9 protein-coding genes and 1 pseudogene are annotated in these 11151 nt (G+C 71.4%); 4 read left to right on the top strand and 6 right to left on the bottom strand.

Features of this window, described 5'->3' with window-relative positions:
• Together CCN51_RS34350 and CCN51_RS34345 are read right to left on the bottom strand one after the other, a co-directional pair.
• Nucleotides 1-298, bottom strand: a pseudogene (locus CCN51_RS34350) (phospholipase); the annotation flags it as partial.
• A gap of 208 nt (nucleotides 299-506) precedes the next feature.
• Entirely contained in the window at nucleotides 507-1421 is a 915-nt protein-coding gene (locus CCN51_RS34345) for an SGNH/GDSL hydrolase family protein (protein ID WP_014175561.1), read from the bottom strand.
• 121 nt (nucleotides 1422-1542) lie between these two features.
• Between CCN51_RS34345 and CCN51_RS34340 the strand changes: the two genes are divergently transcribed.
• Nucleotides 1543-2658 (top strand): winged helix DNA-binding domain-containing protein, encoded by a 1116-nt coding sequence (locus CCN51_RS34340; protein ID WP_043489795.1) that lies wholly within the window; start codon nucleotides 1543-1545, stop codon nucleotides 2656-2658.
• Between the two features lie 38 nt (nucleotides 2659-2696).
• Here the strand turns inward: CCN51_RS34340 and CCN51_RS34335 are convergent, their stop codons facing one another.
• Together CCN51_RS34335 and CCN51_RS34330 are read right to left on the bottom strand one after the other, a co-directional pair.
• Nucleotides 2697-3902 (bottom strand): magnesium and cobalt transport protein CorA, encoded by a 1206-nt coding sequence (locus CCN51_RS34335; RefSeq protein ID WP_014175559.1) that lies wholly within the window; start codon nucleotides 3900-3902, stop codon nucleotides 2697-2699.
• Between the two features lie 162 nt (nucleotides 3903-4064).
• A complete protein-coding gene (locus tag CCN51_RS34330) occupies nucleotides 4065-4907 on the bottom strand; it encodes a helix-turn-helix transcriptional regulator (protein WP_014175558.1) in 843 nt (280 codons plus the stop codon).
• A gap of 100 nt (nucleotides 4908-5007) precedes the next feature.
• Between CCN51_RS34330 and CCN51_RS34325 the strand changes: the two genes are divergently transcribed.
• From CCN51_RS34325 to CCN51_RS34315, 3 genes are all read left to right on the top strand, one after another.
• Complete coding sequence (locus tag CCN51_RS34325; RefSeq protein ID WP_014175557.1) at nucleotides 5008-6753, top strand: AMP-binding protein; 1746 nt, start codon at nucleotides 5008-5010, stop codon at nucleotides 6751-6753.
• Between the two features lie 37 nt (nucleotides 6754-6790).
• Nucleotides 6791-8518 carry an AMP-binding protein gene (locus tag CCN51_RS34320; RefSeq protein WP_014175556.1) on the top strand — a complete coding sequence of 576 codons (1728 nt, stop codon included), beginning with the start codon at nucleotides 6791-6793 and terminating at the stop codon, nucleotides 8516-8518.
• Between the two features lie 195 nt (nucleotides 8519-8713).
• Nucleotides 8714-10612 (top strand): hypothetical protein, encoded by a 1899-nt coding sequence (locus CCN51_RS34315; protein WP_086860488.1) that lies wholly within the window; start codon nucleotides 8714-8716, stop codon nucleotides 10610-10612.
• Nucleotides 10613-10625: 13 nt separating this feature from the next.
• Here CCN51_RS34315 and CCN51_RS60220 read toward each other — a convergent pair whose 3' ends face one another.
• Together CCN51_RS60220 and CCN51_RS60215 are read right to left on the bottom strand one after the other, a co-directional pair.
• A complete protein-coding gene (locus tag CCN51_RS60220) occupies nucleotides 10626-10922 on the bottom strand; it encodes an alpha/beta fold hydrolase (RefSeq protein WP_425444786.1) in 297 nt (98 codons plus the stop codon).
• Nucleotides 10856-11151, bottom strand: a 296-nt coding sequence (locus CCN51_RS60215) for a hypothetical protein (protein ID WP_425444785.1), incomplete at its 5' end; no start/stop codon positions are given. The genes CCN51_RS60215 and CCN51_RS60220, both read right to left, overlap by 67 nt.

Genomic DNA, 11151 nt, shown 5'->3' with positions numbered 1-11151 from the left:
GGAAGGCGCCTTCGAAGGCGCGGCAGCGGATGTCGAGGAAGCGTATGCCGCTGTTCAGCTGGTCGCCGATGGTGGTGTTCTGGCACTCCGTCCAGGGTCCGCCGTAGCGGGCGCCGGAGTCATGGGTGCCGGGCAGCGTCAGCCGCTGGACGGGGGTGGCGTCGGCGATACCGGACAGCCAGTCAGAGGCCGCCAGTGGCCTCGGTGTGGCGGTCGCCGTGGCCGTACCGCCCATGGCTGAGAACAGTCCCGCGGCGGACACGGCGGCCGTGCCCCTCAAGAACCCTCGCCGGTCCATGCGCAATCTCCCGTCGCCGTCGCTCACCCGTTCGTGTCGCACGGCATCGAATCACAAGTGGGCTTGGGAAAACGCTAGTTGTGGTCACTTGCGATCAAAATAGTGTGCCAAGCGGTCAACTTGTGATCGGCTCCCTCCAAGGCTCACGCTGCGGTGGGGCCCGGCCTGCCGCCGTGGCCCCACCTGAAGCATCAGACCCGGGGACGCGTCAGACCCGGCGAACGACACCGCACTGGGCCAGCGCGCGGTTCACGGCTGCCGCCATGGCCTGCTCGCCCTGCGCGTTCGGGTGGGCCGGCGCCGCCGGAGTCTCGGGAGCGAGGCTCTCGATCCAGCGCTCACCGACCGGTTGGCACATGTCGTGGCCGATGGTGGGCTTGTACGTGTCGACGTACCCGGCCCCGCCGAGCTCGGCCTGGTGAGCGATCATGGCGTTGAGCGACTTCGTCTTGTCCCGCAGATAGCCGAAGTCGCCGGCGGCGAAGGGGACGCTGCGGCTCGTGCAGCCCACCCCGCTGTCCGGGAAGAGCGACGGATAGCCGACCATGACCACCTTGGCGCGCGGGGCCCGACGGTGAACTTCGGCGATCACCTGGGAGATCTTCGGTGCCGTGGCGGCGATGCTCCGCTCCACCTGGTCGTCGCCGCCCTGCGTGAGGTCGTCGCGACAGGGACTTCCGGTCGGGTTTCCCGCGCCCAGCGTGGCGCAGCGTCCCAGTACGGCGGAGAAGCCGATGTCGTTGCCGCCGATGCTCACGGTCACCAGGTCGGTGCCGCGCTTGAGGGCGTCGTACTGGGCGGGGGCCGTGTCCGTGGCGAGGGCCAGGTCCGCGGTGGTCGCCCCGGAACATGTGACGTCCGTCAGCCGTGCCGTGTTCCGCTCGGCCACGAGATGCGGATAGTTGGCGTTGGAGCGGGCGCACGCGGTGTCGATCTGCTCGGGGACGCCGGGCGCCGCGGCGTAGGAGTCTCCCAGGGCCACGTAGTCGAGCGATCCGGTGTGCCGGGGCGCGGCGCTCGCCGGTACGGAGGACGTCATCGCGAAGGCCAGCGCGCCGGCGGCGGCTATGGCGCCGAGGGCGGCCGTGCGCTGACGTGGGCTGTGCGTGGAATGTGGTTTCACCCGGGCAAGTATCGCGAACGCCCTCGTATCCGCCAAGCAACTGACCAACCGCACGGTGGACTTGGGGTGGAGCCGCAGACCAGGACAGAAGCTGACCGCAAGGACTCGTAGCGTGGAGCGCATGACGAACGACGTGCTCGGCGCCCGAGCGCTCAACAGGGCGCTGCTGGAGCGCCAACTGCTGCTGAACCGGTCGGGGTCCCTCACCGCCCTCGAGGTGATCGAGCGGCTTGTCGGCATGCAGTCCCAGGCGCCCGGCGCCCCGTACGTCGGCTTGTGGACGCGCCTGGACGGCTTCGCCTTCGAGGAGTTGGCACGCCTGACGCGGGAGCGGGAGGTGGTGCGGATGGTGCTGATGCGCGGCACCGTGCACCTCGTCTCCGCGGCCGACGCGCTGCGGCTGCGGCCGCTCATCCAGCCCATGCTCGACAAGCAGTTCCGAGGCACGCCCTCCGCGCCCGGGCTGACCGGTGTGGCGCGGGAGGAGCTGGTGGCGGCCGGGCGGAAGCTGCTCGCGCGCGGTGCCCTGAGCCCGGCCGAGCTGCGCGCCGAACTCGGCCCCCAGTGGCCGGACGCAGACCCGGGCGCGCTGGTCGACGCGGTGCGGCTGTGGGCGCCGCTGGTGCAGGTGCCACCGCGTGGGCTGTGGGGGAAGAGCGGCGGGCCCCGGTACGCGACCGTCGAGGACTGGCTGGGACGGCCGATGGAGGCCGAACCCTCCCTGGACGCTGTGGTGCTGCGCTATCTCGCGGCCTTCGGGCCCGCGACCGTCGCGGACATCCAGAAGTGGTGCGGGCTGACCGGGCTGCGCGAGGTCGTCGAGCGGCTGGGACCCGGCCTGCGGAGGTACCGGGACGAGAGCGGGCGCGAGCTGTACGACCCGGCGGACGCGTCGCTCCCGGACCCCGGCCTGCCCGTCCCCGCCCGCTTCGTGGCGGACTTCGACAACCTGCTGCTCTCGCATGCCGACCGCGCCCGCATCCTTGCCGATGAGTACCGGGTGCCGGTGATGGGCGTCAACGGCATCGTGCGTGGCACGATCCTGGTGGACGGCTTCGTCGCCGGGATTTGGAAGGTCGAGCGCGCCCGCGGTGCGGCGGCGCTGCGCGTGACCCCGTTCGTCCGGCTCGGCGCCGCCGACCGGGAGACCCTGGAGGCCGAGGGCGCGCGGCTGCTGACGGTGACCGACCCGGCGGCGGGGGAGCGGGATGTGCGGTTCGAGCCGGTGACGGTCTGAATCGACGCCGGGACCGGTCCCGGCGCACCGAGCATGGCTCAGAGCCAGCCGCGCCGCTTGAACACCACGTACAGGCTCAGACAGACCACCGCCATCAGCAGGATCGCGAACGGATATCCGAAGGCCCAGTGCAGCTCCGGCATCTGGGCGAAGTTCATCCCGTAGATGGTGCCGACGAGGGTGGGGGCGAAGAGGATGGCCGCCCAGGCGGAGATCTTCTTGACCTCCTCGTTCTGCTCGAAGCCCGCCTCGGCCAGCGCCCGCATCTCCGCGTTCTGCTGCTGGGTGACCAAGGTGGCGTTGACCGCGAGGATGTCGGTGAGGGCCGAGCGGAAGCCGTCCACGCGCTCGCTGGTGTGGGTGACGTGGTCGGCGACGTCCCGCAGATAGCGCCGCAGCTCCTCGTCCGTGCCGTACTTGTCGAACCCGGCCATCAGGCCGTGCAACATCCCCACCAGCGGACGGGTCGCCCGCTGGAACTCGACCATCTCGCGGGAGAGTTCATAGATGCGGCGTGAGACCTCGGGGTGGCCGCGGAAGACCTCGGTCTCGATCTCGTCGATATCGTTCTGCACGCCCGCGACCACCGGGGCGTAGCCGTCCACGACCGAGTCCAGGATGGCGTACAGCACGGCCTCCGGCCCGAGCGCCAGCAGCTCCGGCGCGGCCTCCATACGGCGGCGCACCGCCGACAGGTCGGGGGCGGCGCCGTGGCGTACGGTGATCACGAAGTCGGGGCCGACGAACACATGCAGCTCGCCGAAGTCGACCTCCTCGGGCGCGTCGAGGTAACGGGCCGCGCGCAGCACCACGAACAGCGTGTCGCCGTAGCGCTCCAGCTTCGGCCGCTGATGGGCCTCCAGCGCGTCCTCGATGGCCAGCTTGTGCAGATCGAACTCGTCCGCGAGCGACAGCAGCTCCGCCTCACTCGGCCGCAGCAGCCCGATCCACGCCATGCCCCCGGGCTCCTCGCGCAGCCGCCGGTACGTGGCGGCCAGCGAGCTGGGCGTGCCGACCCGGCGCCCGTTCCGGTACACCGCGGCGTCGACCACACTGCGGTCGTCCTCCGCCGCGGCCTCGGCACCCGGGCCTCCGCGGTGCGGATCCGCGGTCGGCGGCGTGCCCTGGGCCGACCCGGAGCCGGACCCGGGGCTGTGGGAGCCGCCACGGCCCCGTGCGGGACGCAGCCAGGAGGGCTTCCGCGGTGAGCGCGGGGACCGGGGACGGTGCTCTTCGCTGTGCATCGCGGACCTCACCTCCTCAAGCCTGGGCGCGCGGGCACGCGGCGCTGACCTCAGGGAAGGATATACGTCCCAAATGACCCGGACCGGGTCGGGCTGCCCCACCGGGCGCAAGCGCCGCCGGGCCACGCCGGACCCGGGACTTCGACGACAGGGCCTACGGGCCTACGGCAGCAGCCCCGCGCGCCGGGCCTCCACCACCGCGTGGAGCCTCGTATGCGCCCCCAACTTCCGCATCGACGAGCGCAGATAGCTCTTCACCGTCTCCGGCCGCAGCCCCAGCCGGTCCGCCGCCGCCGAGTTCGTCGCGCCCGACGCCACGCACGCCAGCACATCCACCTCGCGCGGCGACAGCTCCACCCCCGGCCGCGCCGCCGTGTCCGCCGTGCCGCCCGAGGAGGCCTTGGCCAGCCGTCCGCAGGCGCTGAGGATCCGCTCTCGCAGCTGCGGGTCGGTGACCTGCTGGGCCAGCGCCCGCAGATCGCCGTGTGCCTCCCGTACCTCTTCCCACAGCGCCGGATCCGCCTCGGGCTGCGCTTGGGTCACGGTGATCAGCCGCTGTGCCTCGTCCTGCACCGCCAGCGAGTGCTCCAGTTCGCGCGCCGCCTCCATCGCCGCGTTCAGCGCCCGGTCGCCGAGGGCCAGGGGCTGGCGCAGCGCGCCGTACAGCACCCCGCGCACCCGGCCGCGGACCACCACCGGGACCGCCAGCATCGAGCGCAGGCCCTCGGCGCCGACCGCCGCGTCGTACTCATGGCTGATGGCCCGGGAGACCGGGTAGTCGACCACCGAGATCGGCCGGGACATGGTGAGGACCTTGCCGCCAAGACCGTTGCCGGGGGTGACGGCGAGCCCGCGCAGGGAGTTGGTCGTGGTGCCGGCGAGTTCGGAGATACGGAACTGCCGCGCGCTCGAGAACAGCCCGCCGAAGGCCACGGGCAGCGCGCCGCGCCGCCGCATCCGTAGCAGGGTCGTCCGCACATCCACCGTCCGGTCCGATTCCGCCACGGCCACCTCCCCGAAATACCACCACCCCCGTCCGGGGGTGGTGAGACTCAGATCACCCGTCGCACGATGCTAGCGAGCGCCATAGCAATCAGGAGGAGATGTGACAGCAAACGGCCCGACTCAGAGTTTCCGGGCGGCACGGGATTTCCTCCTGGCCCATCGGAACGACTACGCGGCGGCGTACGAGGGTTTCAGCTGGCCGCGCCCGGCCGAGTTCAACTGGGCGCTCGACTGGTTCGACCGGATTGCCCAGGACAACGACCGTACCGCGCTGCATATCGTCGAGGAAGACGGCCTGGAGACGCGGATCAGCTTCCAGGACATGCGCCGCCGCTCCGACCGGGTCGCGAACTGGCTGCGCGCGCGGGGCGTGCGGGCCGGTGACCGCATCGTGGTCATGCTCGGCAACCAGACCGAGCTGTGGGAGACCGCGCTGGCGGCCATGAAACTGCGGGCCGTGGTCATCCCCGCCACCCCGCTGCTCGGCCCGCTCGACCTGGTCGACCGGGTGGAGCGCGGGCGCGCCGCGCATGTGATCGTGCGGGCCGAGGACACCGCCAAGTTCGCCGAGGTGCCCGGCGACTACACGCGTATCGCGGTCGGCGGCGCGCCCGACGGCTGGCTGGCCTACGCGGGCACGGGTACGGGCACGGACGCGAGCACGGGCGCGGACGCGGAGACCGGCGGGGACACCCGTACGGCCGATGCCGCCGACGAACCTTTCGTGCCGGACGGTCCGACCCTGGCCACCGATCCCCTCATGCTCTACTTCACCTCGGGCACCACCGCCCGCCCCAAGCTGGTCCAGCACACCCACATCTCGTACCCCATCGGCCATCTGTCGACGATGTACTGGATCGGGCTCCGGCCCGGCGACGTCCACCTCAACATCTCCTCCCCGGGCTGGGCGAAGCACGCCTGGTCCAACCTGTTCGCCCCGTGGAACGCCGAGGCGACCGTGTTCGTGCACAACTACACGCGCTTCGACGCCACCCGCCTCATGGCCGAGATGGACCGCTGCGAGGTGACCACCTTCTGCGCCCCGCCGACCGTGTGGCGGATGCTCATCCAGGCCGATCTGACCCAGCTGCGCACCCCGCCCCGCGAGGCCGCCGCGGCCGGTGAACCGCTCAACCCCGAGGTCATCGAGCATGTCCGGCGCGCCTGGGGGGTGACGATCAGGGACGGCTTCGGCCAGACCGAGACCTCCGTCCAGGTCGCCAACACCCCGGGCCAGCCGCTCAAGGTCGGCTCGATGGGCCGCCCCAGCCCCGGCTTCGCGGTCACCCTGCTCGACCCGGTCACCGGGCAGCCGGGGGACGAGGGCGAGATCTGTCTCGATCTGTCGGGTCCCTCCGGCCGGCCCGTCGGTCTGATGACCGGTTACGAGGGTGACGAGGCGCGGACCGCCGAGGCGACGGCGGGCGGCTACTACCGCACCGGCGACATCGGATCGCGCGACGCCGATGGCTACATCACCTATATCGGCCGCGCCGACGACGTCTTCAAGGCATCCGACTACAAGATCTCGCCATTCGAGCTGGAGAGCGCCCTTCTGGAGCACGAGGCGGTCGCCGAGGCCGCCGTGGTCCCGGCGCCCGATCCGCTGCGGCTGGCGGTGCCGAAGGCGTATGTCGTGCTGGCCGAGGGGTGGGAGCCGGGGCCCGAGACCGCGAAGGTCCTGTTTGCTCACTCCAGGGCGGTTCTTGCGCCGTACAAGCGTGTCCGTCGACTGGAATTCGCGGAACTTCCCAAGACCGTGTCCGGCAAAATCCGCCGTATAGAGCTACGCGAGCGCACGCTGCGCGGCGATGGTGTCGAGTTTGATGAGGAGACCACCTCATGACCGACCCGCACTCACCACGCGATCACGAGGAGTACTCATGACCGACCGCCCGGCCGACCCATCAGGCCCACCGGACTCATCCGCGACCACCGCCGCGCTGTCGTACGCGAGCGGGGCGGGCGAGGTCCCGCTGCTCGGCGACACCATCGGCGCCAGCCTGGCCGGCGCCATAGAGCGTTTCGCCGACCGGGAAGCGCTCGTCGACCTCCCCACCGGCCGCCGCTGGACCTACGCCGAGTTCGGCCGGTCCGTCGAGGAGGTCGCGCTCGGGCTGATGGCCAAGGGCGTCGGCAAGGGCGACCGGGTCGGGATCTGGGCCGTCAACTGCGCCGAGTGGGTGCTGGTGCAGTACGCCACCGCCCGCATCGGCGCGATCATGGTCAATATCAACCCCGCCTCCCGCGTCCATGAGCTGACGTTCGTGCTGCGGCAGGCCGGTATCTCCGTACTGATCTCCTCGACCGAGCACAAGACCAGCAACTACCGCCGCATGGTCGAACAGGTGCGCTCCGAGTGTCCCGCCCTGCGCGATGTCATCTACATCGGCGACCGCACCTGGGACGGGCTGCTGCACGCCGGCGCCAATGTGTCACGGGAGCGGCTGATCGAGCGCGAGGCCCGGCTGACCTGCGACGACCCGGTCAATATCCAGTACACCTCCGGTACGACCGGCTTCCCCAAGGGCGCCACGCTCTCGCACCACAACATCCTCAACAACGGCTACTCCGTCGGGGAAACGCTCGGCTACACCCAGCAGGACCGCGTCTGCCTGCCGGTCCCCTTCTCCCACTGCTTCGGCATGGTGACCGGCAACCTGGGCGCCACCAGCCACGGCGCCTGCATCGTCATCCCCGCCCCCACCTTCGACCCGGCCGCCACGCTCCGGGCTGTCGAGCAGGAGCGCTGCACCTCGCTGTACGGCGTCCCGACGATGTTCATCGCCGAACTGGGGCTGCCCGACTTCGACTCGTACGACCTCTCCTCCCTGCGTACCGGGATCATCGCCGGATCCACCTGCCCGGTTGAGGTCCTGCGGCGTGTGGTGGACGAGATGCATATGGCCGAGGTGTCCATCTTCTACGGCATGACCGAGACCTCGCCGGTGTCCACCCAGACCCGGCGCGACGACGATCTGCGCCATCGCACCGGTACGGTCGGCCGGGTGCTGCCGCACCTCGAGATCAAGGTCGTGGACCCGCTGACCGGGGTGACGGTGCCCCGCGGCACCCGCGGTGAGCTGTGCACCCGCGGCTATTCGGTGATGCTCGGCTACTGGGAGGAGCCGGAGCGGACCGCCGAGGTGATCGACGGGGGGCGCTGGATGCACACCGGCGACCTCGCGATCATGGACGAGGACGGCTATGTCCGGATCGTCGGCCGGATCAAGGACATGATCATCCGGGGTGGGGAGAAGGTGTACCCCCGGGAGATCGAGGAGTTCCTGTACACCCATCCCAAGATCGCCGATGTGCAGGTCGTCGGCGTACCGGACGAGAAGTACGGCGAGGAGATCCTGGCCTGCGTCATCCTGCGGGAGGGCGCCAAATCGCTCACCCGCGACGAGCTGGCCCGCTTCTGCCGGGGCCGGCTCGCCCACTACAAGGCGCCCCGCTATCTGCGGGTCATGGACGCCTTCCCGATGACCGTCAGCGGCAAGGTCCGCAAGGTCGAGCTGCGCCAGGCGGGCATCGCCGACGCGGTCCGGCTGCGGGACTCACGGACGGAACGGACGGACGCGAAGGCCCAGGCCACCCCCCTGCGCTGACGCATCCGGCGCGCATCCGGCGCCAGAAGCATGTCCGGCGGCAGCCTCACCCGCTGCCGCACGGCATTGAAGCCGAACCCCTGCTCCCTGCTCCCTCCCCCGCCCCGCGGCCCGGGCGGCGGCTCTGTCAGTGCCGCGTGATGGACTGTTATCAGTACGGCAAGCGGTATGGCGGGGCACCACGGGGGGGCACTGATGACGGGACGGCGTTCGGCACTGGCCGGGATCGACACACTGCGCGGGCTTTCGCGGGGCGCTCCTCCGCTGCCCGCGGACGAAGGCGTGCTGCGCCGTCTGGCCGACACGCATGTCACCTTCTGGCCGGGCGCCCGGTTCCCGGCCTGGGCGCGCGACGCCTGGGAAGCCTGGGACGGCCGCGGGATCGCCGACCCGCTGCGGCTGGTGCCGCAGCCCGACACCCACCGGGTGCTGGGCAGGCTCCGCGAGGACCGCGTCTGGAGCGACAAGCTGGGGATCGTCGAATCGCTCCGCGGTGAACTGGACACGGCCTGGTTCGCGGGTACGGTCACCGGCCCGGACCTGCTCGCCGTCATCCCCGCCCGATACACCATGCCGGTGTGGCTCCTCGCCGAATCCCCGGCCATGCACGGGTTGGAGCGGACCTTGTGCTCCTTCCTGGCGGGTGCGCTCGGCACCGACACGGACGCCTGGCTGCGGCTGATGACCGCCGTGGAGGAGGTGCGCACCCTCCCCGGCGCGGACCGCGACGCCACCTGGCCCGATCTGCTGGAGCGCGCCGCCGACACCACTCCTGACCCCCGGCGGATCGTCCCCTACGCCAAGGTGACCGGCCGCGACCGGGAGAAGCTGCTGCGTTGGCGCGAGTGGACCTGGCCGGCCGGGGAGGTGCTGCGGCGGGCACCAGACGCCAAGATCCTGGACACGCTGATGCCGTTGTTGCCCGACCACACGGGATGGCTGCTCGCGCTCTACGTGGTCGCTCAGCGGCAGGCCGCGCCTGAGGCGGTCGTCGAGCATCTGACCAGGCGCGGTGACCGCGAGGCGCTGATGATGCTGGCGGAGTGGATCGACCTGGACCCGCCCACCCACCACGCGCTGCTCGCCCTCGGCGACCCCGAGATCCACCTCGCCCTGCTCGCCCCGCATTTTTATACCGGTTCGGAGGAGGCCCGGCAGGTCCTGGACGGCTCGGTGCCCCTCGCTCCGTACGAGGCGCGCAGTGTCGATATGCGGCTCCGCCGCGTGCCGGGCAACGCCTACCCCGACTTGCTGCACGCGGCCGAACCAGAGCTGATCGAGGCCGCGTTCGAGTATGACCGCGGGCGGTTCAAGACCCCTGAGCAGCTTGTGGGCTGTCTGAACATGCTGCGGCGTGGCGGTCCGCACCGGCTGTCCGCCCTGTTGGCCACCGGCCGGGTGGGCTCGGCCGTCACCAAGATGTGCCAGAAGGCCCTCGCCTCGGCCGACCCCCTTGCCGCGCTCGAACAGCGGGCGGAGCGCGAGCTGACGACGGAGAAGCTGGCGAGCCGGTTGCGCAAGGTCCGGGTCACCCGCGGCTTCGTCGACACCGAGCGGCTGCTCGCGCTCTTCCCGGACATCGACTGGGCGTATCTGGAGGCCGAGCACGCCCGCGAGCCGTTCGACTTCTGGTCGGTGGTGGTCGGCCACGCCACGGCTCCCACCGCCGTCGCCGCCCGCCACGCCGACGCGATCCTGGCCGACCCGCGCCCCAGTTACCGCAACCGTCCCGTCCGGGACCCCGAGATCGCCCGCGGTATGGTCCGGCACGGGCTCAGGGCCTCCGACTGGCGGGCGATCACCCTGCGGGCCGACCGGCTGCTGGCCGACGGTCTGCTGACGGACCGCGACCTGGTCTCCGTCGCCGCCCCCGCCGACCGCATCCTCGGCTACCTCGGCAGCGCCCTCCGCCGCCCCGACGCCCCGGCCCAGGCCCGGGCCGCCACCGAGCGGATCGCCGAGCTCGTCGCGGTCCACCTCGACGGCAGCGCCGACCCGGACGCGGCCTGGCAGCGGACGTACGCCCGGCTGACCGGGCAGGACCCGCGGTGGCCACGGTCCAGCAGCATCGAGGCCACCCTCACCGAGGGCTGACACGGTCGGTCCGTCATGAGCGCGAGCGCAGACCGGCGGTGAAGGAGCGGATCAGCTCGGCGACCGCGTTCGGGCGCTCCAGGAGCATCGCATGCGACGCGTCGAGGGTTTCGAGGGTGATGTGAGGGTGCGCGGCGGCGAGCTCGCCCAGGTCGCGGTCGAGGCCCTTGACGTACGCGGCCATCAGCTCGTCGAACCACGCCAGCGGGCCGCCCTGCGCCACCAGCCGCCCCGCGCGGACGATCAACACCGGGCCGGTGAGGCGGCGGTAGACCGGGAAGAGGTCGAGCGCGTCCATCTGGTCGAGCATTTCCAGGCCCCGCTCCCGCTCCGGCCGCGGATACAGCTGTCCCTCCGGGGTTTCGCCGAGCGCGCGCCGGATGCCCTCGTCGAGCACTTCAGGCGCGATCCCCAGCGCCTGGGCCATCGCCGCCTGCTGGGCGAGCACGGTCGTCTCCAGCTCCTCCGGCGGAAAGGTCCGGCCCATCGCTGCCGCGGAGAACTGGTGGGCGCGGTCGAGGCCCTGGACCACGGTGTCC

The sequence above is a fragment of the Streptomyces milbemycinicus genome, from assembly GCF_002154605.1.
Classification (GTDB): Bacteria; Actinomycetota; Actinomycetes; order Streptomycetales; family Streptomycetaceae; genus Streptomyces; species Streptomyces milbemycinicus.
The sequence above is the reverse complement of the archived record's forward strand: the minus strand, read 5'-3'. Positions and strand labels throughout refer to the sequence as shown.

What these genes read in the sequence shown, in the direction of transcription:
- CCN51_RS34335 (WP_014175559.1), bottom strand. Translation starts at nt 3,902, where the DNA reads ATGCACAGCGAAGAGCACCGTCCCCGGTCCCCGCGCTCACCGCGGAAG.
- CCN51_RS34340 (WP_043489795.1), top strand. Translation starts at nt 1,543, where the DNA reads ATGACGAACGACGTGCTCGGCGCCCGAGCGCTCAACAGGGCGCTGCTG.
- CCN51_RS34315 (WP_086860488.1), top strand. Translation starts at nt 8,714, where the DNA reads ATGACGGGACGGCGTTCGGCACTGGCCGGGATCGACACACTGCGCGGG.
- CCN51_RS60220 (WP_425444786.1), bottom strand. Translation starts at nt 10,922, where the DNA reads ATGCTCGACCAGATGGACGCGCTCGACCTCTTCCCGGTCTACCGCCGC.
- CCN51_RS34320 (WP_014175556.1), top strand. Translation starts at nt 6,791, where the DNA reads ATGACCGACCGCCCGGCCGACCCATCAGGCCCACCGGACTCATCCGCG.